Origin of the sequence: Bacillus cereus (assembly GCF_002567495.1) — a bacterium.
In the GTDB taxonomy this organism is placed as follows: Bacteria; Bacillota; Bacilli; order Bacillales; family Bacillaceae_G; genus Bacillus_A; species Bacillus_A cereus_AQ.
On sequence record NZ_NVAP01000005.1, the window covers coordinates 44943 to 69744 of the forward strand.

The window sequence follows — 24802 nt, forward strand, 5'->3', positions numbered from 1 at the left end:
TTTTTACCATTCATAGTTTTAAAAAGACATCCGCCTATAAAACAGATAAACATGATCATTACTTACTAGCTTTACTTACATTTGAACTAGTAATAATGCAAATATCCATATTTCTTTAATACATATAAAAAAGCATATATCCGAAATGGATATATGCTTTTACTTTATTCTTGCCCTACACGTTTCACTTCTACGTTTTTAATGCGTTCACGCACAACATGACTTGCCATAATTAAGCCTGCCACAGATGGTACGAATGCATTTGATGAAGGTGGTAATTTCGCTTTACGAATTTTTGCATTTTCGTCTGGTACGATTTCTTTACGTACTTCTTCACGAATTACGATTGGATTTTCGTCAGAGAAGACAACTTTTACACCTTTTTTAATACCCTCTTTACGAAGCTTCGTACGAATTACTTTCGCAATTGGGTCTGTATGTGTTTTAGAGATGTCCGCAATACGGAAACGAGTTGGGTCCATTTTATTTGCAGCACCCATACAAGAGATAATTTTAATTTTACGACGTAAACATTGTTTAATTAAATGGATTTTGAACGTAATTGTATCAGATGCATCCACTACGAAATCTAAACCGTGTTTAAAGAACTCTTCATATGTTTCATCTGTATAAAACATTTCTAGTCCAATTACTTCACACTCTGGATTAATGTCTGCAATACGCTCTTTCATTAATTCTACTTTTGAACGTCCAACAGTAGATACTAAAGCATGGATTTGACGGTTTACGTTTGTAATATCTACAACGTCTTTATCAACTAATACGAGACGCCCAACGCCAGAACGTGCCAACGCTTCTGCCGAAAATGACCCTACGCCGCCAATTCCTAAAATACCGACTGTACTATTTTTTAATATTTCAAGTCCTTCTTTACCGAAGGCTAATTCATTACGTGAAAATTGATGTAACATTCAGCTCTACACTCCTATTACAAAAATGGTCTACCATGTATTCTAGCGTTTTTCCGACTATTTGTATAGAAAAAGTTATAGAATTCCTAAAAATACATATTTCGAAAATGAAAACATAGTATAAATCGGATTTTTTCTTCCTAAATACACGTTTAAAAAAAGCCTAGATGGTATTAGTATAACCATCTAGACCCTATTTTCACTTCTCTTACTTCTCTTCTTTTAAGCTTAATTTTAAATTTAACTCTTCAAGCTGTGCTTCTGCAACTGGGCTTGGAGCTTCTGTTAATAAGCAGCTTGCGCTTGCTGTTTTCGGGAATGCAATTGTATCACGAAGGTTCGTACGGCCTGCAAGTAACATAACAAGACGGTCTAAACCTAATGCGATTCCGCCGTGTGGTGGTGTACCGTATTCGAATGCTTCTAATAAGAATCCGAATTGCTCTTGCGCTTCTTCTTGTGAGAATCCAAGTGCTTTGAACATTTTCTCTTGTACGTCACGCTCGTAAATACGAAGTGATCCGCCACCAAGCTCATAACCGTTTAATACAAGGTCGTATGCTTGTGCACGCGCTTTTTCCGGTGCTGTTTCTAATAGCTCAACGTCTTCACGGAATGGCATTGTGAATGGGTGGTGAGCTGCGAAGTAGCGATCTGCATCTTCATCGTACTCAAGAAGTGGCCAATCAGTTACCCACAGGAAGTTAAATTTACTTTCGTCAATTAACTCAAGCTCTTTACCTAGACGTAAACGAAGTGCGCCTAAGCTATCTGCAACAACGCTCTTCTTATCTGCTACAAATAGTAATAAGTCGCCAGCAGTAGCTTCTAATGTAGTCATTAACACGTTTGCATCTTCTTCACCGAAGAATTTCGCAATCGGTCCTTTTAAGCCGTCTTCTTCAACTTTAAGCCAAGCTAGACCTTTTGCACCGTATACTTTCACGAATTCAGTTAATGCATCGATGTCTTTACGAGAGTATTTGCTTGCAGCACCTTTTGCATTAATTGCTTTTACTTGTCCGCCGCTTTCTACAGCACTTGTAAATACTTTAAAGCCACAACCTGCTGCGAACTCAGATAAGTCTGTTAGTTCCATTTCAAAGCGTGTATCTGGCTTATCAGAACCGTAACGAGCCATTGCATCAGCATATTTCATACGAGGGAATGGTGCGCTAACTTCTACACCTTTTGCATCTTTCATGACTTTCGTCATCATACGCTCCATCATTTCTAAAATTTCATCTTGTGTTAAGAATGAAGCTTCAATATCGATTTGCGTGAATTCTGGTTGACGGTCCGCACGTAAATCTTCGTCACGGAAACAACGTGCTACTTGATAGTAACGCTCAAATCCACCGACCATAAGAAGCTGTTTAAATAATTGTGGTGACTGTGGTAATGCATAGAATTCACCGTCATGTACACGGCTTGGTACTAAATAGTCACGAGCTCCTTCTGGTGTGCTCTTCGTTAAAATTGGAGTTTCAACTTCTAAAAACTCTTCTGTATCTAAGAAGTTACGAATTGTTTTTGTTACGTCATGACGCATTTTGAATGTGTTGAACATTACCGGACGACGTAAGTCTAAATAACGATATTTTAAACGCACATCTTCTGATGCATCTGTATCATCAGCAATGATAATTGGCGTTGTTTTCGCTGCGTTTAATACATTTACTTTCGTTGCTTGTACTTCAATACGACCAGTTGCCATATTGTCATTAATCGCGCCTTCACCACGTTCAACAACTGTACCTTCTACGTGTAATACGTATTCGCTACGAATTGTTTCTGCTACTTCTAACGCTTCTTTTGATGTTTCTGGGTTAAATACAACTTGTACGATACCTGTACGGTCACGTAAGTCGATAAAGATTAATCCACCTAAATCACGGCGTTTTTGTACCCAACCTTTTAATTGAACTGTTTGTCCAACTGCTTCTACTGTTACTTTTCCACATGCATGTGTTCTTTCAGCCACTGTAAGTTCCCCCTATATTAATTTCTCTGCTACGTATGAAGCAAATACATCTAATGCTACTTCTTCTTGTTCGCCTGTTGTCATATCTTTTAAGTTAATGATGCCTTTATCTAGCTCGTCTTCCCCTAATACAGCTACAAATTTTGCCTTTAGACGATCTGCTGATTTAAATTGTGCTTTCATTTTGCGATCTAAATAATCTTTTTCAACTGATAATCCAGCTTTACGAAGATCAAACGCAACTTTCGCAGCATGGTCTTTTGCTTTTTCACCAAGAGCTACAACGTAACAATCGATACTATGTTCAATTGGTAATTCGATGTTTTCAGCTTTTAGCGCCATAATTAAACGTTCAATACTCATCGCAAAACCTATACCTGGCATTTCTGGTCCACCGATTTCTTGTACAAGTCCGTTATAACGTCCACCACCGCTTAATGTAGTGATAGCACCGAATCCTTCTGCCTCACTCATAATTTCAAAAACAGTATGTTGGTAGTAGTCTAAACCACGTACTAAGTTCGGATCTTTTTCAAATGGAACGTCCATCATCGTTAATAACTCTTGAACTTTGTCGTAGTATACTGCTGAATCTTCGTTTAAGTATTCTGTAATAGATGGTGCTGTTCCCATTAATTCATGGTTACGGTCCTTCTTACAATCTAAAATACGAAGAGGGTTCTTTTCTAAACGAGATTGACAGTCAGAACAGAACTCGCCGATACGTGGCTCGAAGTGTGCGATTAACGCATCACGGTGTGCTTGACGGCTCGCTGCATCACCTAAGCTGTTTAATACAACTTTAATATTTTTTAAGCCCATGCCGCGGTAAAACTCTACAGCAAGTGCAATTACTTCTGCATCAATTGCAGGATCGTTACTGCCGATTGCTTCAATACCGAATTGTACGAATTGACGATAGCGACCTGCTTGTGGTCTTTCGTAACGGAACATTTGACCGATATAGTATAATTTCGTTGGTTGTGTTGCGTCACCGAACATTTTGTTTTCAACGTAAGAACGTACAACAGGTGCAGTACCTTCTGGACGTAATGTTAAACTACGCTCTCCACGATCTTGGAATGAGTACATCTCTTTTTGTACGATATCTGTCGTATCACCAACACCACGTAAAAATAGCTCAGTGTGTTCAAAAATTGGTGTACGAATTTCTTTATAATTGTAACGACGGCAAATTTCGCGTGCTTGCCCTTCGATATACTGCCATAACTCAACAGTGCCTGGAAGAATATCTTGCGTTCCGCGTGGGATTTGAATAGACATATTCAGTTCCTCCTCAAATTGTTTTAATCTTAATAAAAATAAAAAAACTCCCGCCTCTACTGTTTAAACAGTAGGGACGAGAGTATTATACCCGTGGTGCCACCCTAATTGAAGCACGTATGCTTCCACTTTTTTAATAACGCTTAAATATGCGTTCATCCCTACTAAGCATATATGCCGTTCAAGTTGAAACCTCTAGAGTGTCATTCAATCAGTCATCATGCAGAAATGTTTTCAGCCTAAGACATTCCTTCTCTTTCCATGTGTGTCTCATTTACTCTTCTCTATCAACGGTTATATTCATATGTAAATATAAAATTACTATACGTTTGTTAAGTAGGATTGTCAAGTACTCTAAGAGCGTTCAATCTGCTTCTTTAGACGCTTTACATCTTGAAGAGAAATTCCAAACTCGGAAGCAAGCTCCATTGAAGTATTGTTTTGCTCTTTTGAAATAAAATCATGAAAATTCACGTTAAACAATTGATTTGCACCATTTGTAACAGAATGCCCTTTTTCATTCATACGCATACGTATATCCCTCACATTCAATATAGATGTTTTACTTTTTATTGTTCCATATTGATGAAAGAGTTATACATAACTGAAACAGCTATTGATTCCAAATAAACATTAGTATTCGATTTAAAACAACAATAATAATAGCCAGTCCACTTGCTAGCATATGATGCTTCAAATGATATAACGCTACAACACCTACTCCAAATACGATAATTTCTAACAGCACATGCAATATACATTGTACTTCCCCATTCTGCATGTGGCGCTCCAAATAACGCCCATACGACAGCAACAATAACCGGAAGAATAATTGCAAGTGTAATTTTTATAGCCGTTATTGTTCCTATCCGAAATCCCCAGTAACCAACAATCCCAAGAATGCATAACTCAAGCATAAAACGCAAGGCTATATTAAATTCTTGAAGCAATCAAACCTACCTCCTACTTTCGATTCCCCTTCTTTCGTAGGAAGTAAAGTATACATTAAACTACTTCTACACACTGATTCAATATACGGACCAACGTCTCTGGATTAGTTTCCATTACCCAATGCCCACCAACTTCAATAGAAAAAACTTCCCATTTTCTATCTCTTGCTTTTTTTGCGGATTCTAAAAAGATAGACGTCATTGGCCAATGTTCTGGATTATCCTTTACTTCTACGTATATATGCGGTATACATTGCGCTTTAGAGTTTTTTATTTCAACCGATTGTGTAAAAGCCAACAATGGCATCGCTGATTTTTTTTCATCTCTTGTATTTCTAGGAAGAACACGCCATCCCTCCCCGTATACTTTTACTTCTTCTATAAAATGTGCGGCCATTTCCGGTCCAGAAATATCCATAACAGAATCACCATTTTCCGGAAGCATTGCATCCACGTATACTAGCCCCTTAATAAACTCGGGAATCACTTCTGCCACTCCTGTAATTACCATTCCAGAATAGCTATGCCCTACTAAAATTACATCCTTTAGCCCCTCATATTTAATGGTATTAACAATGTCTTGAATAAATGTTTTCAATCCTATATTAGGTTGCATAAGATGCGTTCGTTCCCCAAGTCCAGTTAAGGTAGGAGTATATACACTATGACCATCTTTCCTTAAAAATTCAGCTAGTCTTTTCCAAACATAACCACCATCCCATGCTCCATGAACGAGTACAAACGTTTCCATAAACTTCATCTCCCATAATCCCCTGATTATATCGTTTATTTTCTTAACTATCATAACAATAATTAACAAAATATACCATTAAAAGACACAAAAGAAGAGAGGGAACTCATCCCCTCTCTTCTTAAACAACACTATTTACTATCCACAATTAAGGTCACCGGACCATCATTGATTAAAGAAACGTCCATCATTGCTCCGAACGTCCCTGTTTCTACATGCAATCCTTGTTTGCGAACTTCTTCATTAAAGAAATCGTATAAACGCTCTGCATAGTCAGGTTTCGCAGCATCCATAAAGTTTGGACGTCTTCCCTTGCGACAATCTCCGTATAATGTAAATTGCGAAATAGATAGAACTTGTCCTTCTACATCAAGTACAGAATGATTCATCTTTCCGCTCTCATCTTCAAAAATACGTAAGTTCGCAATTTTTTCTGCAATGTAAGTTGCATCTTTTTCTGTATCTTCGTGCGTAATGCCAACTAGCAATGTTAGACCGAACGGAATTTGCCCTACAATCTCACCATCTACTGTGACAGACGCTTCCTTTGATCGTTGTAAAACAACTCTCATCTTTCTACACTCCCTATTAATGCATCATGCGTCGTACTGCATAAATTTCTGGAACGCGTTTAATGCGTTCTACTACTTTTTTCAAGTGTTGTAAGTTACGAATTGAGATTGACATATTAATTGTTGCCATCTTATTACGGTCACTTCTACCAGAAACAGCTGAAATGTATGTTTTCGTCTCTGTAACAGCTTGCAGTACTTCATTTAATAAACCACGGCGATCGTAACCTGAAATTTCAATATCAACGTTATACTCAATTTCTTTTTCAGGACTACCTTCCCACTCTACTTCTAATAATCGTTCTACAGCTTCTTCTGTATGAACATTTACACAATCACGGCGGTGAATCGATACGCCTCGGCCTTTCGTAATATACCCAACGATATCATCGCCCGGAACTGGGTTACAGCATTTTGATAAACGGATTAATAAATTATCAGCACCACTTACCTTTACACCAGAATCCCATTTTCGAATTTTCATCGGTTTACGAACTTCTTTAACTTCAACGATTTCTTCTTCTTCGCGTTGTTTGCGGAACTTGTCCGTTAGTCGCGTAACAATTTGCGAAGCTGTAATTCCGCTATATCCAACTGCTGCAAACATATCTTCTTCATTTGCAAAGTTAAATTTCTCAGCGACGCGTTTTAAGTTATCAGGTGCTAGTACTTCCTTCATCTCATACTCTAGACCACGTACTTCCTTTTCAACAAGTTCACGGCCTTTTTCAATATTTTCATCTCTACGTTGTTTCTTAAAGAATTGACGAATTTTATTTTTAGCATGAGATGTTTGAGCAAGTTTTACCCAATCTTGACTTGGGCCATACGAATGTTTCGACGTTAAAATTTCAATAATGTCGCCTGTTTTTAATTTATAATCCAGCGTCACCATTTTTCCGTTTACTTTTGCACCAATTGTTTTATTCCCAATTTCCGAATGGACACGATACGCAAAATCAATTGGAACCGATCCAAGTGGCAATTCCATTACATCGCCTTTCGGTGTAAAGACGAATACCATGTCAGAGAATAAATCAATTTTTAATGACTCCATAAATTCTTCTGCATTAGAAGCTTCATTTTGCCATTCTAATATTTGACGGAACCATGTAAGTTTCTTCTCTAATGTACCTGTTGTTTCTGCTGTTTTTCCTTCTTTATACGCCCAGTGTGCCGCGATCCCGAATTCTGCAATTTCATGCATTTCTTTCGTACGAATTTGCACTTCAAGTGGATCACCTTTCGGTCCGATTACAGTCGTATGAAGAGATTGATATAAATTTGCTTTTGGCATTGCAATATAATCTTTAAAACGACCTGGCATCGGCTTCCAGCACGTATGAATAATTCCAAGCACCGCATAACAATCTTTAATACTATTTACAACGACACGTACAGCTAATAAATCGTAAATTTCATTGAACTGCTTATTTTGCAGCGCCATTTTACGATAAATACTGTAAATATGCTTCGGTCTCCCAGAAATCTCAGGTTGAATTGCAACTTCTTTTAATTTCTCACGAATACCAGTCATTACTTCGTCTAAGTATTCTTCACGTTCTGCACGTTTACGCTTCATTAAATTTACAATACGATAATATTGCTGTGGATTTAAATAGCGAAGTGACGTATCCTCTAGCTCCCATTTAATAGTACTAATTCCGAGTCTATGTGCTAAAGGTGCAAAGATTTCTAACGTTTCATTCGCAATGCGACGCTGCTTCTCTTGAGGCAAATGTTTCAATGTACGCATGTTATGAAGACGATCAGCTAGTTTAATTAAAATAACTCGAATATCTTGAGCCATCGCAATAAACATTTTGCGATGGTTTTCGGCTTGTTGTTGTTCGTGAGATTTATATTTAATCTTCCCAAGCTTTGTAACACCATCAACAAGCATAGCAATTTCTTTATTAAATTCCCGTTCAATATCTTCTAACGTAATCTCTGTATCTTCCACTACATCATGTAAGAAACCTGCTGATACCGTAGCTGGATCCATGTGTAAATCAACTAAAATACCTGCAACTTGAATCGGATGAATAATATACGGTTCACCCGATTTTCTATATTGTTCGCTATGCGCATCACGTGCATATTCATAGGCACGTGCCACTAGCTCAATATCTTCATCCGCTAAATATTGACTTGCTTTCTCGAGTACCTGTTCAGCTGTTAGTACCTGCTCATTTGCCATCGAATCACCTTTTATTGAAAATTGACTTTATCTTTATTTAATAGAATAAATTATATTCTATCATTATAACCCAATGATTGTGAATTGTGAAAAGGAAAAGATTTTACTGACATTTCACCATGATTTTTTGTTCAATTATACAAAAGTACCCGCTCCTCTCCAAGAGATTCACGGGTACTTTTTATCACCGTAGTTTTACCTATATAGTGATTAGTATTTTTCTAATACTAATACATCGTAACCATCTAACATTTTACGACCATCTAAGTAAGTAAGCTCTACTAAGAATGCAATCCCTGCTACAACTCCGCCAAGTTCTTCAACTAGCTTAATTGTTGCTTCGATTGTTCCACCTGTAGCTAATAGATCATCTGTAATTAATACGCGTTGACCTGGTTTAATTGCATCTTTATGGATTGTTAAAACATCCGTTCCATATTCTTTACCGTAGTCAACTGTAATTACTTCACGTGGTAATTTCCCTAATTTACGAACTGGCGCAAATCCTACTTCTAACGCATAAGAAACTGGGCAACCGATAATGAAACCACGAGCTTCTGGTCCTACTACAACATCGATATCTCTTTCTTTTGCGTATTCAACGATTGCATCTGTTGCCGCTTTGTATGCTTTACCGTCATTCATTAAAGGTGTAATGTCTTTAAACACAATACCTTCTTTCGGATAATCCGGTACAATTGCGATATGTTGCTTGAAATCCATATTTCTGAATCCTCCTCAGATCTAAAAGGTTTGTAAATACAAATCCTTTACCCTAACTGTTCTACTTCTTTATGATTACGAATCGTTTCAAACCATGTATATAGTTGCTGATATGTGCTATAAACCAATTCTTTTTCTAATTGTAAGTGGTTCATTTTCTCACGATATGTGTTCGATTCAATTAAATCACGCTTTTGTTTTTTGTCTGCCATAAAAATGACGCCATCTTTTATTGTAACAAATTCTAACTCAAAAAACACCTGTGTCATGAAATTTACTGTATCTTTCGACCAACCTTTATGACGACATAGTTGTTCTCCATATTGTCTTAAAGAAAATGGTGTTTTTTGGTTTAAGAAAGAATAGTACCATTTAAAGTGTTCTCTCGTAGGAACTGTACTAAATAAATGGTTATTTTCTTGATAAAACAGCGTATAAATTCGCGCTGGGAATCCTACTTTAAATAACTCACGTAATTCATCTGTTCCTTTTGGCAAATCGAGTAACACGATGTATTGATCATCTAAATATGTTACTTCTGACGCATGCATAAGCTTCTCTTTATAGTCTTCTAAAGAAAATTTATTCAATACCTCTTCAGAAAAATACACCATTGTTATTTTTTCTTTCGGAAGTTCTGATAAATTTGCTTCTACATTACGCATGCTACGCCAATCAAATAATTGCCACGCCTCTACAGCAATATCTTGTACCATTAATTGTGGCTTTTTAAAATTGTTCCATTCATTAATGGATGCTTCTCCTATTACAGATACTTTTGCAACTGGAGAAATTTCTTTCGCATACGCACCAAATCCAAATCCAATTGTATCCAGTGTTGCCTGTCCATCACGAAGAGCCATTTTCAAATGAGAACCATCTGATCCGATTGCACGAATACTTTCTAGTTCTGCATCTTTCACTGCAATACGTGGTTTCGGATTTCCAACACCAAATGGTGCTAACTTCTGCATATCTTCAATTGCCGCTAGCGTTACATCCTCCACTTTACAAAAAACATCAACTGCTGTAATTGGAATGAAATCTTCTTCGGTTAAAATTGCATCTGCTTGTTCATTTAAGCGGCGACGTAATTCATCTACATCATTCATATGTAGCGTCATCCCAGCTGCCATCGGATGCCCTCCGAAGTGTGGCAATAACTCTCTACAATCTGATAAATTTGCAAACAAATCAAATCCTGCAATACTACGTGCTGAGCCTTTTGCTGTTTCTTTTATAGGATCAATGCTTAATACAATAGTCGGACGATAAAAACGTTCAACTAATTTAGAAGCGACAATCCCAATTACACCTGGATTCCAACCTTCTTTTGCAAGCACTAACACTTTGTTTTCTTCTGGCGGGAAGTTATTTTCAACTTCAGCGATAGCCTCTTCTGTAATTTGCTTTACAATATCTTTTCGTAGTTTGTTCAGCTCATCAATCTCTTCGGCTAATTCTTTCGCTTCCTCTGGATCATCTGATAATAAAAGGTGTACAGCCGGCGTTGCATCTTCTAAACGCCCAACCGCATTAATACGCGGTGCAATTGAGAAGCCAATACTCTCTTCTGTAATTTCACTTTGCGAAACGTTAGCAACTTTAAACAATGCCTTTAAACCAATATTTTTCGTCATACGCATATGTTTTAAACCGCGTTTCACTAGCAACCTATTTTCACCATGAAGTGACACTAAATCGGCTACTGTACCAATTACTGCAATCTCTAATAAATGTTCTGGTACACGGCCTAATAGTGCATGTGCAACTTTAAATGCAACACCTACACCAGCTAAATAGTGAAACGGATATACACCGCCCTCTAATTTCGGATGTATAATCGCAAGTGCTTCTGGCAATTCTGGCGGTGGCTCATGATGATCTGTAATAATTAGATCTATTCCAAGCTCTTTCGCTACATTCGCTTCATGTACCGCTGCAATACCAGTATCGACAGTAATAATTAGCGAGAACCCTGCGCTATGCGCCCAGCGAAATGCTTCTTCGTTCGGTCCATATCCTTCTGTAAAACGATTTGGAATATAAAATTCTACTTCTGCACCTAATTCTTGAAGAGCAAGATATAAAACCGTCGTACTGCTTACTCCGTCCGCATCGTAATCACCAAATATTAATATTTGCTCTCCATTTTGAATCGCCTTATTTACACGTTCTACTGTTCTATCCATTCCTTCTAATAAAAATGGATCGTGAAATTCTTGATTTTCTGTATTTAAAAAATCTAAAATCTTATCTTCTGTGTCTAGTCCTCTACCAAGGAATAACGAAACGACAAGTGGCGATAACTGTAATTTACTTGCTAATTCACTCACTCGCTCGTCATTATATTCTTTTTCTTTCCAACGCGTCTTCGGTTGTAACACGAAATCACCCCTTAACCTGTTCATTATACAAGACAGATTAAGGGGTGACAATATAATGCAAACTACGATGCAATATCTATATACTAAAATGTTAATGATGTTTAATTTGGAGAATACGGATTTATATGTACAAATACATTTTGTACATTATCTTGTTTCATAAGCATTTCTTTCACATGTTTTCCAATACGGTGTCCTTCTTCTACAGTAATGTACGGATCTACAGACACTTTAATATCGACAATAACATAATGACCATGCTCCCGTGCATATAAAGAACCGATTTTTTTCACACCATCTACTTGAAGAACTGCTTCTCTAAGCGGAAGAACATCCTCCTCATGAAGAACATGATCAAGCGTTGCATGAATTGCTTCCGCTCCGATGCTCCATGCCATTTTTGCAACAAGAAGTGAAACAAATAATCCTGCAATCGGATCAGCATACACAAGCCAGTCTATACCAAACTTACCACCAATTATAGCTGCACAAATACCGATTAAAGCTGCAATTGAAGAAAATACATCCGAACGGTGCTCATATGCATTTGCAATAATTGCATCACTGTTTACCCTCTTCCCTAATCGGAATTTATATTGGAACATTCCTTCTTTCACGATAATCGAAAGAACAACAGCAAAAATTGTAATTCCTTTTGGTGGTTCTAGTTCTTGCGAAAAAGCTTTTATAGACGAAATCGCTATCTCAATTCCCACAATAAATAATAATACCGCAACAATAATCGCTGAAATCGATTCCGCTTTACCATGACCATACGGATGATCCTCATCAGGTGGCTGCTTTGCCGCTCGCAATCCAAAAAGTACAGCTAGCGAACCAATTACATCTGATGCAGAATGCACGGCATCCGCTAATAGCGCTTTACTGTTCCCAATATAACCAATTACCGCCTTTACAATCGCTAATATAATATTACCAACGATCCCGACAATAGCACCAAACTCGGCCTGTTTAAAACGTTCATCTTTTTCCATAATTAAAATCCCTTCTTTTCTTAACCTATCTTTTTATTGTAACAAAAATAACGATAACATCACCACTTTCTTCCATTTAATCCTTTCCAAAGCTGTTATCTTATTGTATCCACAAACGAAAAAAGAGATGCCTCATAACGAGGCATCATCTTTTCTATACTTGCGGTTCAGATTCTACTTTCTCAACCTTCTTCTTGTTTTTACCTCTTTTCAAACGACGGTTTTCAAGCATTAACCAAATTTGAGAAGCAACGAAAACAGAAGAGTACGTACCTACAATTAATCCAACAAGTAACGCAAACGAGAAGTTACGTAGTGACTCACTGCCGAAGATAAGCAGTGCAATTACTGGGAATAACACTGTTAATACGGTGTTAATCGAACGACCAAGCGTTTGGCGAATACTTGCATTTACGATTTCTTCTAAATCTTTTATATCGCGAACTCGTTTTTTCTGTTTGTATAATTCACGGTTTCTATCGAATGTAACAATTGAGTCATTAATAGAATAACCGATGATTGTTAGCACCGCAGCGATAAACGTTAAGTCTACCTCTAATTGGAAAATACTAAACATAACAATCATAACGAATGCGTCATGTAGTAACGCAAGCACTGCAGATAGTGCATACGTAAATCGGAATCGAATACTTACGTATAAGATAATAACTGCAGAAGCAATTAATACTGCGATAAATGCATTTCGTGCAATTTCTTTCCCAATTGTCGGCGAAACTGTACTTACATTTGGATCTGTACCATATTTGTCGTGGAAGAATGTTTTGGTTTTCGCAATTTCATCTTTTGATAGAACGCCTAATGTACGAACTGCGAAACCTTTATTGTCATCCCCGGTCGGTACAATATTTTCTTCTTTTACATCAATGTTCAACTCTTTAAAATCTTTATGAACATCAGAAACAGTAACTGCTTGTTTTGATTGCAAGTCAATACGTGTACCACTTGCAAAGTCAATGCCAAGATTCAATTTGAAAATTGGCAGGATAATTGCACCCGCAATTACAACTACAATCGAGAAGACAAGGAATTTATGGCCAAGATTTACGAAGTTAATACGATCAAATCTCGTTGGCGGATGTACTACACCTTTTGTTAATGGAATAATATCCTTTTGTTTCACACCAAAATATGATGGTTTTTTATCGAAGTAACGGCTCTTTACAAGTAAACCTAGTAAGAAACGAGTACCGAATACGTTCGTAATGAAACCGACTAAAATACTTACGATTAAACTTGTTGCGAAACCTTTTACAGAGCTATTACCATATACGAATAACACACCTGCAGCTGCAAGGGTCGTAACGTTTGCATCTAAAATTGTTGCTAATGAACGATGGTTACCAGCACGAAATGCTGACATCATGGACTTACCAATTTTCAGCTCTTCTTTCAGTCTCTCGTACGTAATAATATTCGCATCAACTGCGATACCTACCCCGAGCACTAAAGCCGCAATACCTGGCAATGTCAGAACAGCATGCATCCAGTTAAAGACAAGTAATGTAACGAAAATGTATAGACCTAACATAATAACCGCTACAAGTCCTGGTAAACGATAGAATACAAGCATGAATAAGAAGATAATAGCAATACCGATTGCACTAGCGAAAATCGTTTGCTCTAATGCTTGTTGACCAAATTTCGCTCCAACAGATGTTGAATACATTTCTTTTAAATCAACAGGAAGTGCACCTGCATTTAATAAAGATGAAAGTTGTTTCGCACTTTCAACTGTGAAGTTTCCACCTACAATAGATACCTCAGCTTGGTTAAATACTTGGCTTACTGTTGCCGCTGATAAGAACTTCGGATTCGGTTTTGCAGATTCTGCTTTATACGAATCTTTTCCTTCTTCAAAGTCCAGCCAAATTACCATTAAATTCGTTGGTGGTGGCATTTTTGAAATCTTTTCAGTTACTGCACGGAATTTTTCAGCGCTTTTTAGTGTAAGACCTACACTCGCACGGCCTTGCTCATCAAATGTTTGCTTCGCTCCGCCGCCTTTTAAATCCGTTCCATCCATAAGAAGGTTATCATCCACATCACGGAATGTTAATTTCGCTTGTGTTGATAACATTTCACGTGCTTTTTGCTGATCTTGTACACCAGCAAGCTGTACACGAATTCGATCTTGCCCTTCGATTTGAATGTTCGGTTCACTTACACCAAGAACATTGACACGATTTTCAAGAGCACCAACTGTACTTACAAGTACGTCTCGATCGATTTTATCACCTTTTTTGGCCGGTTTTACTTCATACAGAATTTCAAAACCACCGCGAAGGTCTAGTCCTAGACTAATTCCTTTTGCTATGTCTTTTCCTGCCGCACCAATTACTCCACCGATTAATAAGACGATGAGGAAAAAGGCGGCAATTCTCGTACCACGCTTTGCCATATGTACCCTCTTTCTGCTACTAACACTTTCAATAAATCTCTTACGATTTACTTTTACACGTGTGCATACGCCTAGTTAGTAGACTTCCTTTCTATAATTTTGCTAGTTCCTCACTAGCTGTATAGGTAAGCTCTTTACACTACCTACACTTTCATCATTTATTTTCCTCTTCACTACCTCCTTTATATATAATCTTAGACATAATTATTTCCTCTTTATCAATACCTATCATTATACTGCAAAAGGAAGAACAAACCAATTGCAGTCGGTTATTTATTTTCGTACTCATCAAATGACCAAAGTGGCGCTTGGTACGCTTCAACAGTTAAATATGTCATATACTCATTAGCACTTACTCTTAATACATCATTTACCAATTCATATAATCTAACATCACTGTCTATCTTTTTCCACTTTTTCACTTTGAGAAACTTCCAAATGTCATCATCTGTCACTCGGTCGTAACCGAACATGTGAAACTCTTCTACTTTACTTTCTAAAACGACTTGTAACTGTCCGCGGTATGATTCTACCAAAGCCTCTTTATCTAACATCTATAACATCTCCTTCTTATTTCAGCACGAAAAAGTCGCTTTAATCCCGCTCTAATGGACAGCAATAACTACTTTCAAGAGCACTATCATACTTCACTCTCTTAAATGCTTGTCATTCTTGTCTCGTACGTGCATATAAATTATTGTAAATCATTCCATTGATTTTGAGAAGGTAGGAGAAGAACATGACGAGACAAAGCTTTTTAAAAGGCGCATTTATTTTAATGATAGCCGGATTTATTACAAAAATACTTGGTTTCATCAATCGTATAGTAATGGCACGTATTTTAGGTGAAGAAGGCGTTGGTCTTTATATGATGGCCGTTCCTACATTCATTTTAGCAATTACATTAACACAAATCGGTCTTCCTGTCGCAATCGCAAAATTTGTAGCAGAAGCGGAAGCTGTGAACGATAAACAGAGAGTTAAAAAAATATTAACCGTATCACTAGCTGTTACATCCGTTATTAGTATCATATTAACAATCGGAATTATGTTCCTCACACCTATTTTAGCAAAAACATTATTAACCGACGAAAGAACGTACTATCCATTAATGGCCATTTTGCCCGTCGTTCCTGTTATTGCTATTTCTTCTGTTTTGCGCGGTTACTTCCAAGGGAAACAAAATATGAAACCTAGCGCTTATGCACAAGTTCTAGAACAAGTTGTCCGCATTACCATTATCGCTATATGCATTCAATTATTTTTACCTTACGGCGTAGAATATGCTGCAGCCGGTGCTATGTTATCAGCTGTTCTCGGTGAAGTTGCATCCTTATTATTTTTACTCACGTTATTCCAGCGCGAAAAACATTTATCAATACGCTCTGGATTTTTCACTACTGTAAAGGAGAGCAAAGGGACATTTTATTCCCTTATGGATATCGCCCTTCCAACTACAGGAAGTCGTTTAATCGGCTCCGTTTCATATTTTTTTGAACCTATTGTCGTTATGCAAAGCTTAGCAATCGCTGGTGTTGCCGCTTCTGTTGCAACCCAGCAATACGGTATATTAAACGGTTATGCATTCCCGCTTCTATCACTACCCGCCTTTATTACATACGCTCTTTCTACAGCACTCGTTCCTTCTATTAGTGAAGCAATGGCAAAAAGACAACATAAATTAGTGGAGCACCGTTTACAACAAGCACTTCGAATTTCATTAATTACTGGCGGATGGTCTGTCGTTATATTATACGTATTTGCTTCCCCTGTTTTAACTCTTATGTACGGATCAGACAGCGCAACAGCATTCATTCAGCTTCTTGCACCTTGCTTTTTATTTCATTATTTCCAAAGTCCACTTACCTCCGTTTTGCAAGCTTTAAACTTAGCAAGAGCTGCAATGATGAATACATTTATTGGCGCCATCGTGAAATTAATCGTTATTTTTGTACTAGCCTCAAGGCCAGAATTTCAAATGATGGGAGTTGCTCTCGCTATTGCAGCAAATATTGTAACAGTAACATTTCTTCACTACGCTACCGTCTTAAAAAAGATTACATTTACTATTTACGCAAAAGACTATATTTTCGGCGGACTTGCCATCGGTATCGCAGGCGCCTTCGGTTTTTATCTTCATAAATATATTATTTTCTCTCATTCCCTTGGCATACAAACATTATGGGAAATCACTTTAACAACAATTGTTTATATCGTACTTCTCTTCACTTTCAAACTCATTCGAAAAGAAGAGTTAAGTCGTCTCCCTATCATTCGTAAACTTTCATTTTTGAAATAAGGTGAAACTTTAATCAGTGGGGTGATCTCCACTGATTATTAGTTAAACTAATCATACTTACCCTTTCAAAGGATTAGTCTCTAATTTTCTTTTAAATCAACAAAAAACTGTCCGTTTTGAAAACTACAGTATAAAATTTGGGTTATATCGTTATAACCTAATTTTTTTAATTTCCCAACGAGCCACTCGTCTGTATGTTCAATCATTTGCAAATGATTAGATTGAATTTCTCCATCAATAATAAGAGGAAAAGTAAACTGCAATGCATCTTGTTTATTTTTTTGTTTTTGAAAGACAGATAACTTCCCAGACGGTTCCAAAATAGCATATTCTACATCCCGAATATCTCCAACTCCTTGCTCCCTTAATTGCATCATTAAATCATCTATGTTATATCTCTGCTTCCGCATCTTTTTTTCATCAATCTTTCCCGCATTTACAAGGATAGCCGGCTCCCCTTCTATTAAATGTCGAAAGCGTTGAAACTTTAAAGAAATGACTGACAAAATGATTTGTATACACATAAGAAAAGTCATCGGCACTAATTGATGCCAAAGTGATTTATCTGTATTTTCAATTGCTACTACGGCCATTTCTCCAAGCATAATAAATACGACTAAGTCTAATACACTTAGCTCTCCAATCTCACGTTTACCCATAAGACGAAAAATAATTAAGATGATGATATACAAAAGCATTGTCCGTCCAATTATTGATACCCATTCCATTTCTACATCTCCTTTTTAACGTATAGACTCCCCTATAAAAAAGAAACTAGTCTAACTTTGACAAAAGGAAAATATGCTTGTATTAAAAAGGGGGAATCTATAAATGGATGGAACGAAAAAATTATCCACTGCAATCGGCTTTGGTATTGTTACACTATTAATTCTCGCATCTATTACTAGCATGATTATGGCTCTTTTATTAAAGTTTACGAATATAAACGAAGGGACATTAGCCGTTACTATTTTTATACTCGCTCTTTTATCTATGCTTATGTCTGGTTTTATCGCTGGCAAAAAGGCACAAGGGAAAGGTTGGCTAGTAGGTTTCACAACAGGGATCACGTTCACTATACTCGTTTTTCTAGTTAACTATTTAGGCTTTTCCCAAACTTTATCGAACTCACAATTACTTTATCAATTAGCATTAATGGGGGCGAGTACACTCGGTGGTATTTTCGGTGTAAATATGTCAAAACAAAGTAACTAAAAAAGGCCCTGCACATTTCATGCAGGGCCTTCCACATTAGTTTTTCACGACTTCACGAATCGCATTGCGATCGAAAGTTAAGTGTGAACCACCAGATTTAATAACGATTTTCGTTTCATCTACTGATTCGATTGTACCGTGTAAGCCACCAATTGTTATGATAGCATCACCTTTTGCTAACTCGTTTTGCATTTGAGCAACTGCTTTTTGACGCTTTTGTTGCGGGCGAATCAATAAGAAATAGAAAATCGCAAACATCGCAACGATCATAACGATATTCATCATACCTGCATTCATCTTTTGTTCCTCCTTTTAAATTATGTATTAGAAGTTTTTAGCATTCGGTTTATTAAAGCCATACTGTTCAAAGAACTCTTCGCGGAAATCGCCAAGACGGTCTTCACGAATAGCTTGTCTCACCTGCTCCATTAAGTTTAACAGAAAATGAAGGTTGTGATAAGACGTTAAACGAATTCCGAACGTTTCATCACATTTCATTAAGTGACGAATGTACGCACGAGAGTAATTTTTACATGTGTAGCAATCACAGTTTGGATCAAGAGGCCCGAAGTCTCTTGCGAATTTCGCATTTTTCACAACTAAACGGCCTTCACTTGTCATACATGTACCATTTCGAGCGATACGAGTTGGAAGTACACAGTCAAACATATCAACGCCGCGAATTGCACCATCAATTAACGAGTCAGGAGAACCTACTCCCATTAAGTAACGTGGTTTATCATCTGGAAGAAGTGGTGTTGTAAACTCAAGAACACGATTCATAATATCCTTCGGTTCACCAACAGATAGACCACCTATAGCATAGCCAGGGAAGTCCATTGAAACAAGGTCTTTTGCACTTTGACGACGAAGCTCTTCAAACTCTCCGCCCTGTACAATACCAAATAAACCTTGATCTTGCGGACGCTCATGCGCTTTTAAACAACGCTCTGCCCAGCGACTCGTACGCTCTACAGACTTCTTCATATATTCAAAAGTAGCCGGGAAAGGTGGACACTCATCAAATGCCATCATAATATCTGAACCTAATGCATTTTGAATTTCCATCGCTTTTTCTGGTGATAAGAATAATTTATCTCCATTTAAGTGGTTACGGAAGTGAACACCTTCCTCTTCAATACGACGGAAGTCACTTAAACTGAACACTTGGAAACCACCAGAATCCGTTAAGATCGCACGGTCCCAGTTCATAAATTTATGCAAACCACCTGCTTCACGAACAATTTCATGACCTGGACGTAGCCATAAATGATACGTATTACTTAAAATAATACCAGAATCCATTGCTTTTAGTTCTTCTGGTGACATTGTCTTAACTGTTGCAAGTGTACCAACTGGCATAAATGTTGGTGTATCAAATGAACCGTGCGGCGTATGCACACGACCTAAACGGGCACCCGTTTGTTTACATGTCTTAATAAATTCATAACGAATTGCTGTCATAACTTACTCCTTTTATTTGTTTTTCATTTTAGCGTGAGATGCAACGAACATTGCATCACCGAAGCTAAAGAAACGATATTTTTCTTTTACTGCTTCATTATAAGCATGAAGTACATTATCTCTGTTTGCAAATGCACTTACAAGCATAATTAATGTTGATTTCGGTAAATGGAAGTTTGTAATTAAACCATCAATTGCTTTAAATTCATATCCCGGATACATGAAAATATCTGTCCATCCCGAAGCGGCGCAAAGCTTACCGTCATGATCTGTTGCAATTGTTTCTAACGTACGAGTTGATGTCGTACCTACAGTAATAATACGTCCACCATTCCCTTTCACACGATTTAATAAAGCCGCTGTCTCTTCAGACATATGGTAATATTCTGCGTGCATATGGTGTTCTTCAATCGTGTCTGCAGAAACTGGTCTAAACGTTCCAAGTCCTACGTGAAGTGTAATAAATGCTAACTCAACGCCTTTTTGCTTTAACTTCTCAAGTAACTCTTCTGTAAAGTGAAGTCCCGCAGTCGGCGCTGCTGCTGAACCGATTTCTTTCGCATATACTGTTTGATAGCGATCGCGATCTTCCAGCGTTTCCTTAATATACGGAGGAAGTGGCATTTCTCCAAGTTCATCTAAAATTTCATAGAAGATGCCGTCATATGAAAATTCAAGCTGACGTCCACCTTGATCTGCAGTTCCTATGCAAGTTGCTTTTAATTTCCCTTCGCCAAAAGAGATAACAGTTCCTTCTTTTACACGTTTCGCTGGCTTTACAAGCGTTTCCCACTTATCGCCTTCTTCTTGTTTTAAAAGAAGTACTTCAATGTGTGCGCCTGTATCTTCTTTCACACCATGCAAACGAGCAGGCATAACTTTCGTTTCATTTAAAACTAAGCAATCCCCCTCATGTAAGTAAGAAAGAATGTCCGCAAAATGTTTATGCTCAATATCACCTGTTTCACGATCTAACACCATTAATCTTGATGTTTCACGATCTTCTAATGGGACTTGTGCAATAAGTTCTTCTGGTAAATGAAAATCAAACAGATTTATATCCATAACTATATCCACCTATTTCTTATTTAAATCGATTTATTATATACATAATAAAAGATAATACAATACTTAAAACAATACATGTAATGATAGGAAAATAAAAGGTAACGTTTCCTTTTTTCACAAAAATATCGCCTGGAAGCCTTCCAATGAACTTCCAAGCTAATCCAACAACGATGAGTAAGATACCCGCTGTAATAAGCAATTTGGGCATCTCCGTCATACTTTTGGTATCTCCATTCCGAAATGCTCATACGCAAGTGGCGTTACAATTCGGCCCCTTGGCGTTCGTTGTAAAAAGCCAATTTGTAATAAATACGGCTCATACACATCTTCAATCGTATGAGATTCTTCTCCAATCGTTGCTGAAACCGTCTCTAATCCAACTGGACCACCACGGAATTTTTCAATAATACCAAGCAGTAATTTATGATCAATATGATCTAGACCTAATTTATCTACTTGCAATAGCTCTAATGCCATTTGTGTAATTTCCATCGTAACCGTTCCATTACCACGAACTTGCGCGAAATCACGTACACGTCTTAAAAGACGATTCGCAATACGCGGTGTACCACGAGCACGTCTTGCAATTTCTAATGCAGCTAATGAATCGATTTCAACTTCAAATACTTCTGCTGTACGTTCAACAATCGCAGAAAGCTGATCTACTGTGTAATACTCTAACCTTGAAAGTACACCGAAGCGGTCACGAAGCGGTGCCGATAATGCTCCGGCGCGTGTCGTTGCTCCAACTAATGTAAATGGCGGTAAATCTAGGCGTACAGAACGTGCTGAAGGCCCTTTTCCAATTACGATATCAAGGCAAAAGTCTTCCATCGCAGGATACAATACTTCTTCAATCGATCTATGCAAACGATGAATCTCATCAATAAATAATACATCCCCTGGCTGAAGCGCTGTTAATACAGCCGCTAAATCTCCTGGTCTTTCAATTGCCGGGCCTGAAGTTGTTCTAACATTAACGCCCATCTCATTTGCAATAATATTCGCAAGCGTCGTTTTACCAAGACCTGGTGGTCCATATAAAAGTACGTGATCTAACGTTTCTTCACGCATTTTCGCCGCTTCAATAAATACTTCTAAATTATGTTTCGCTTTATCTTGGCCAATATACTGACGGAGCGTCTGTGGCCGTAATGAATATTCTAAATCCGAATCTTCATATGCAGATTCCCCTGAAAGGAGACGTTCGTCCATTATACTCACCTCTTACCATTTAGTAAAAGACTAAGTGCCTTTTTAATATACTGATCCGTTGTTAATGATTCTTTTAATAACTCTGGTACAACGCGAGAAACCTCGCGTTCTGCGTATCCAAGTGCGCGCAGAGCTTCCAGCGCCTCATCAAGCTCAGCTGATGAACCTTTCTTCTCATCAAAACGTTCTGTGTCTGAGAATAGATCAACAAATGCATCCGGTACGACATCTGCTAGTTTTCCTTTTAAGTCTAAAATCATTTGGCGTGCTGTTTTCTTTCCGACACCTGGGAACTTCACTAAAAACTTCTCATCTTCATGCTCAATCGCTTGAACGACCTGTCCTGTTTGACCAGAAGCTAAAATTGCAAGAGCGCCTTTTGGCCCAATGCCGGACACGCCTAACAACTTTGTAAATAATAAACGCTCTTCACGTGTTTTAAACCCGTAAAGTGCCATAATATCTTCTCTCACATAATGATATGTATAGACACGGATTTCTTGCTTACTTCTTTGAAATACATACGGATTCGGTGTGAAAATTTGATAACCAATTCCATTATGATCAATTACGACATATTCCGGCCCTACATGCTCCACGTAACCTGTAACATATTCAAACAAAATACGATCTCTCCCTCTTAAATCATGTATTCCATTTTAACATATTTAATGATAGAAAAGCGAGACTGCCCCAACAAATGTTCTCCATTCGAAACTTCTGTTATTTTCCATTGACAGAAAGTTTAAAGCACCTTAATATACAGAAGTCGATAATGATTATCAATACTAATTAAAGGGGTTACAGCAGGATGAAACGTAAACTACTTATTTTATTTACTATTATGCTTGTTGTTCTTTCTATCGTTGGATGCTCTTCTCAAAAAGAAGAGTCGAAAACAAAAGAACAACCGAAAACAAAAGTTGTAAAACACGCTAAAGGGGAAGCTACAATCCCAGTAAATCCAAAGAGAATTGTTGACCTATCTGGATCAACAGAAGAATTATTACTTCTTGGACACAAACCTGTTGGTACAGCAAATACATATAAAGATAAAATCCAAAATCACTTAACAGACAAGTTAGATGGAGTAAAAGCAGTAGGTTGGTACTGGTCACCTAAAGTTGATTTAGAAGCTGTTACTGCATTAAAACCAGACTTAATTATTTTAAACAACCGTCAATTGAAAATTTATGATCAACTAGAAAAGGTTGCACCTACAGTTGTTCTAGAAACAAACCTAGAAGACTGGCGTGGTAAGTTTAAAGAAGTAGGTAAACTATTTGATGAAGAAAAGAAAGCAGACAAATGGATTGCAGACTACGATAAGAAAGCAGACACTTTATCTAAAAAAATTAAAGAGAAAACAAAAGATGAGAACTTTATGTTCGTTGCAGTTACACCACAAAACTTCCGTGTATACGGTAGCTTCGGATACGGTGACATCATCTTTAACGACTTAAAACTTCCAGCGACAAAAGGTACAGATTTGAAACAAACGATGGCGCAAGTATCACTAGAAGGCCTTGTTGCATTCCAGCCTGACCAAATGTTTATTGTAAACTTCGGCGGCGAAGCTGATAAAGTGTACGAAGACTACAAAAACAGTGCCGTTTGGAAAGATAATAAAGCAGTAAAAAACAATCACGTATATGAAGTATCAAATGAAGTCTTCAATACGAAAGCATTCAATCCAATCGGAAAAGATATGCTAATTGATGAAATCGCAAAAGAAATTTCAGCTAAGAATAAGTAAGAAAAAGCAGCTCACCATGAGCTGCTTTTTTTCTTACTTTGTACTGCATATTGCTTCATTTTTTCAATCGTCTTCACAAAACCTTCTTTTGATTTAATACGAATACCGCGTTTCAATTTCGCACGCTCATAGCTCTCCAGCTTTTTCATATCAATTTGAAAGAAAGAATGGATCGCATTATCACTTTTCGGCACGCCGTTGAAAATTTGTAATATCCCTTCCTCTGAAACACCAAAATATCCGCTCGTTTTCAATAACGGAGAAATATCATCCACTTTCTTTTGCAATACAATTTGTACATCATCACGATCAACGAGTTGCCATTCTTTATATTGCTGTAAAAACTTTTCTAAATCAGCTACTTTTTCTGTAAATATTTCTTCGCTTACTTCGCCATCAACATACATACGCTCTAATAAAATTGTAACTCGGGGCTCTTTTTCTGTTACTTCTGGTACCGGCCCTTCTGCCTTCACAGTCGTTTCATAAACGAAACAAAACATCATAACGAAAACTTGTACCACAATCAGTATCCATTTCATTTCCGTTCACCTCTTCTAGGCAAAATCAAACTTTCATTAGTAGTTT

Annotated in this window: 23 protein-coding genes, 1 pseudogene and 1 other annotated feature; of the genes and pseudogenes, 3 read left to right on the forward strand and 21 right to left on the reverse strand. The window is 37.4% G+C overall.

Going from position 1 to position 24802, the window contains the following annotated elements; genetic code table 11:
* Positions 1-164 precede the first annotated feature (164 nt).
* The 13 genes and pseudogenes from COK05_RS01970 to COK05_RS02030 all read right to left on the reverse strand — a co-directional run bounded on the left by COK05_RS01970 (position 165) and on the right by COK05_RS02030 (position 15751).
* Positions 165-932, reverse strand: coding sequence for a tRNA threonylcarbamoyladenosine dehydratase (locus tag COK05_RS01970; RefSeq protein ID WP_000903182.1), 768 nt, complete (start codon positions 930-932; stop codon positions 165-167).
* A 208-nt stretch (positions 933-1140) separates the two neighbouring features.
* Entirely contained in the window at positions 1141-2916 is a 1776-nt protein-coding gene (gene aspS / locus COK05_RS01975; protein WP_098611260.1) for an aspartate--tRNA ligase, read from the reverse strand.
* A gap of 12 nt (positions 2917-2928) precedes the next feature.
* Positions 2929-4200 carry a histidine--tRNA ligase gene (gene hisS, locus COK05_RS01980; RefSeq protein ID WP_097818417.1) on the reverse strand — a complete coding sequence of 424 codons (1272 nt, stop codon included), beginning with the start codon at positions 4198-4200 and terminating at the stop codon, positions 2929-2931.
* 69 nt (positions 4201-4269) lie between these two features.
* Positions 4270-4500, reverse strand: a binding site (T-box leader).
* A gap of 54 nt (positions 4501-4554) precedes the next feature.
* On the reverse strand, positions 4555-4731 hold the full coding sequence (locus tag COK05_RS31215) for a hypothetical protein (protein WP_001242605.1): 177 nt from the start codon (positions 4729-4731) through the stop codon (positions 4555-4557).
* Positions 4732-4813: 82 nt separating this feature from the next.
* Positions 4814-5150 (reverse strand): annotated as a pseudogene (locus COK05_RS01990) (YrdB family protein).
* Positions 5151-5205: 55 nt separating this feature from the next.
* Complete coding sequence (locus COK05_RS01995; RefSeq protein WP_098611452.1) at positions 5206-5901, reverse strand: alpha/beta fold hydrolase; 696 nt, start codon at positions 5899-5901, stop codon at positions 5206-5208.
* A gap of 131 nt (positions 5902-6032) precedes the next feature.
* On the reverse strand, positions 6033-6473 hold the full coding sequence (locus tag COK05_RS02000) for a D-tyrosyl-tRNA(Tyr) deacylase (protein ID WP_001266958.1): 441 nt from the start codon (positions 6471-6473) through the stop codon (positions 6033-6035).
* Positions 6474-6489: 16 nt separating this feature from the next.
* On the reverse strand, positions 6490-8673 hold the full coding sequence (relA, locus tag COK05_RS02005) for a GTP diphosphokinase (protein ID WP_001262795.1): 2184 nt from the start codon (positions 8671-8673) through the stop codon (positions 6490-6492).
* A gap of 210 nt (positions 8674-8883) precedes the next feature.
* Positions 8884-9396 (reverse strand): adenine phosphoribosyltransferase, encoded by a 513-nt coding sequence (locus COK05_RS02010; RefSeq protein ID WP_000346217.1) that lies wholly within the window; start codon positions 9394-9396, stop codon positions 8884-8886.
* Positions 9397-9443: 47 nt separating this feature from the next.
* Positions 9444-11783, reverse strand: a complete 2340-nt coding sequence (gene recJ / locus COK05_RS02015; protein ID WP_098611261.1) for a single-stranded-DNA-specific exonuclease RecJ — start codon at positions 11781-11783, stop codon at positions 9444-9446.
* A 101-nt stretch (positions 11784-11884) separates the two neighbouring features.
* Entirely contained in the window at positions 11885-12778 is an 894-nt protein-coding gene (locus tag COK05_RS02020) for a cation diffusion facilitator family transporter (protein WP_098611262.1), read from the reverse strand.
* Between the two features lie 154 nt (positions 12779-12932).
* Positions 12933-15197 (reverse strand): protein translocase subunit SecDF, encoded by a 2265-nt coding sequence (gene secDF / locus COK05_RS02025; RefSeq protein ID WP_098611263.1) that lies wholly within the window; start codon positions 15195-15197, stop codon positions 12933-12935.
* A gap of 269 nt (positions 15198-15466) precedes the next feature.
* Complete coding sequence (locus tag COK05_RS02030; protein ID WP_000884549.1) at positions 15467-15751, reverse strand: post-transcriptional regulator; 285 nt, start codon at positions 15749-15751, stop codon at positions 15467-15469.
* 185 nt (positions 15752-15936) lie between these two features.
* On the opposite strand from COK05_RS02030, the gene spoVB reads away from it, so the two are divergent.
* Positions 15937-17496, forward strand: a complete 1560-nt coding sequence (gene spoVB, locus COK05_RS02035; RefSeq protein WP_098611264.1) for a stage V sporulation protein B — start codon at positions 15937-15939, stop codon at positions 17494-17496.
* An 80-nt stretch (positions 17497-17576) separates the two neighbouring features.
* On the opposite strand, the gene COK05_RS02040 is transcribed toward spoVB, so the two are convergent.
* Positions 17577-18224, reverse strand: coding sequence for a DUF421 domain-containing protein (locus tag COK05_RS02040; protein ID WP_098611265.1), 648 nt, complete (start codon positions 18222-18224; stop codon positions 17577-17579).
* Between the two features lie 103 nt (positions 18225-18327).
* On the opposite strand from COK05_RS02040, the gene COK05_RS02045 reads away from it, so the two are divergent.
* Entirely contained in the window at positions 18328-18711 is a 384-nt protein-coding gene (locus tag COK05_RS02045) for a TIGR04086 family membrane protein (protein ID WP_098611266.1), read from the forward strand.
* 36 nt (positions 18712-18747) lie between these two features.
* On the opposite strand, the gene yajC is transcribed toward COK05_RS02045, so the two are convergent.
* The 6 genes from yajC to ruvA are packed head-to-tail and all read right to left on the reverse strand — an operon-like array spanning position 18748 to position 23081.
* A complete protein-coding gene (gene yajC / locus COK05_RS02050; RefSeq protein ID WP_016080201.1) occupies positions 18748-19008 on the reverse strand; it encodes a preprotein translocase subunit YajC in 261 nt (86 codons plus the stop codon).
* A gap of 27 nt (positions 19009-19035) precedes the next feature.
* The gene (gene tgt / locus COK05_RS02055; RefSeq protein WP_000125368.1) at positions 19036-20175 is read right to left on the reverse strand and encodes a tRNA guanosine(34) transglycosylase Tgt; all 1140 of its coding nucleotides are present in this window, start codon (positions 20173-20175) and stop codon (positions 19036-19038) included.
* Positions 20176-20187: 12 nt separating this feature from the next.
* On the reverse strand, positions 20188-21240 hold the full coding sequence (queA, locus tag COK05_RS02060; RefSeq protein ID WP_098611267.1) for a tRNA preQ1(34) S-adenosylmethionine ribosyltransferase-isomerase QueA: 1053 nt from the start codon (positions 21238-21240) through the stop codon (positions 20188-20190).
* A 19-nt stretch (positions 21241-21259) separates the two neighbouring features.
* Complete coding sequence (locus COK05_RS02065) at positions 21260-21460, reverse strand: DUF2905 domain-containing protein (RefSeq protein WP_000138162.1); 201 nt, start codon at positions 21458-21460, stop codon at positions 21260-21262.
* Positions 21457-22458 carry a Holliday junction branch migration DNA helicase RuvB gene (gene ruvB / locus COK05_RS02070; protein ID WP_000344464.1) on the reverse strand — a complete coding sequence of 334 codons (1002 nt, stop codon included), beginning with the start codon at positions 22456-22458 and terminating at the stop codon, positions 21457-21459. Before ruvB ends, COK05_RS02065 begins: the two co-directional genes overlap by 4 nt.
* 5 nt (positions 22459-22463) lie before the next feature.
* Positions 22464-23081: a Holliday junction DNA helicase RuvA gene (gene ruvA, locus COK05_RS02075; RefSeq protein ID WP_016080199.1), complete on the reverse strand. Its 618-nt coding sequence runs from the start codon at positions 23079-23081 to the stop codon at positions 22464-22466.
* Between the two features lie 188 nt (positions 23082-23269).
* Between ruvA and COK05_RS02080 the strand changes: the two genes are divergently transcribed.
* Complete coding sequence (locus COK05_RS02080; protein ID WP_098611268.1) at positions 23270-24214, forward strand: iron-hydroxamate ABC transporter substrate-binding protein; 945 nt, start codon at positions 23270-23272, stop codon at positions 24212-24214.
* Positions 24215-24225: 11 nt separating this feature from the next.
* Here the strand turns inward: COK05_RS02080 and COK05_RS02085 are convergent, their stop codons facing one another.
* A complete protein-coding gene (locus tag COK05_RS02085; RefSeq protein ID WP_098611269.1) occupies positions 24226-24756 on the reverse strand; it encodes a BofC C-terminal domain-containing protein in 531 nt (176 codons plus the stop codon).
* Positions 24757-24802: the final 46 nt, after the last annotated feature.

What these genes read in the sequence shown, in the direction of transcription:
- COK05_RS02000 (WP_001266958.1), bottom strand. Translation starts at nt 6,473, where the DNA reads ATGAGAGTTGTTTTACAACGATCAAAGGAAGCGTCTGTCACAGTAGAT.
- COK05_RS02065 (WP_000138162.1), bottom strand. Translation starts at nt 21,460, where the DNA reads ATGACGGAGATGCCCAAATTGCTTATTACAGCGGGTATCTTACTCATC.
- spoVB (WP_098611264.1), top strand. Translation starts at nt 15,937, where the DNA reads ATGACGAGACAAAGCTTTTTAAAAGGCGCATTTATTTTAATGATAGCC.
- yajC (WP_016080201.1), bottom strand. Translation starts at nt 19,008, where the DNA reads ATGAATGCAGGTATGATGAATATCGTTATGATCGTTGCGATGTTTGCG.
- COK05_RS02040 (WP_098611265.1), bottom strand. Translation starts at nt 18,224, where the DNA reads ATGGAATGGGTATCAATAATTGGACGGACAATGCTTTTGTATATCATC.
- COK05_RS01995 (WP_098611452.1), bottom strand. Translation starts at nt 5,901, where the DNA reads ATGGAAACGTTTGTACTCGTTCATGGAGCATGGGATGGTGGTTATGTT.
- COK05_RS01970 (WP_000903182.1), bottom strand. Translation starts at nt 932, where the DNA reads ATGTTACATCAATTTTCACGTAATGAATTAGCCTTCGGTAAAGAAGGA.
- COK05_RS31215 (WP_001242605.1), bottom strand. Translation starts at nt 4,731, where the DNA reads ATGCGTATGAATGAAAAAGGGCATTCTGTTACAAATGGTGCAAATCAA.
- tgt (WP_000125368.1), bottom strand. Translation starts at nt 20,175, where the DNA reads ATGACAGCAATTCGTTATGAATTTATTAAGACATGTAAACAAACGGGT.
- relA (WP_001262795.1), bottom strand. Translation starts at nt 8,673, where the DNA reads ATGGCAAATGAGCAGGTACTAACAGCTGAACAGGTACTCGAGAAAGCA.
- COK05_RS02085 (WP_098611269.1), bottom strand. Translation starts at nt 24,756, where the DNA reads ATGAAATGGATACTGATTGTGGTACAAGTTTTCGTTATGATGTTTTGT.
- COK05_RS02080 (WP_098611268.1), top strand. Translation starts at nt 23,270, where the DNA reads ATGAAACGTAAACTACTTATTTTATTTACTATTATGCTTGTTGTTCTT.
- ruvB (WP_000344464.1), bottom strand. Translation starts at nt 22,458, where the DNA reads ATGGACGAACGTCTCCTTTCAGGGGAATCTGCATATGAAGATTCGGAT.
- secDF (WP_098611263.1), bottom strand. Translation starts at nt 15,197, where the DNA reads ATGGCAAAGCGTGGTACGAGAATTGCCGCCTTTTTCCTCATCGTCTTA.
- COK05_RS02010 (WP_000346217.1), bottom strand. Translation starts at nt 9,396, where the DNA reads ATGGATTTCAAGCAACATATCGCAATTGTACCGGATTATCCGAAAGAA.
- COK05_RS02045 (WP_098611266.1), top strand. Translation starts at nt 18,328, where the DNA reads ATGGATGGAACGAAAAAATTATCCACTGCAATCGGCTTTGGTATTGTT.
- hisS (WP_097818417.1), bottom strand. Translation starts at nt 4,200, where the DNA reads ATGTCTATTCAAATCCCACGCGGAACGCAAGATATTCTTCCAGGCACT.
- COK05_RS02020 (WP_098611262.1), bottom strand. Translation starts at nt 12,778, where the DNA reads ATGGAAAAAGATGAACGTTTTAAACAGGCCGAGTTTGGTGCTATTGTC.
- queA (WP_098611267.1), bottom strand. Translation starts at nt 21,240, where the DNA reads ATGGATATAAATCTGTTTGATTTTCATTTACCAGAAGAACTTATTGCA.
- COK05_RS02030 (WP_000884549.1), bottom strand. Translation starts at nt 15,751, where the DNA reads ATGTTAGATAAAGAGGCTTTGGTAGAATCATACCGCGGACAGTTACAA.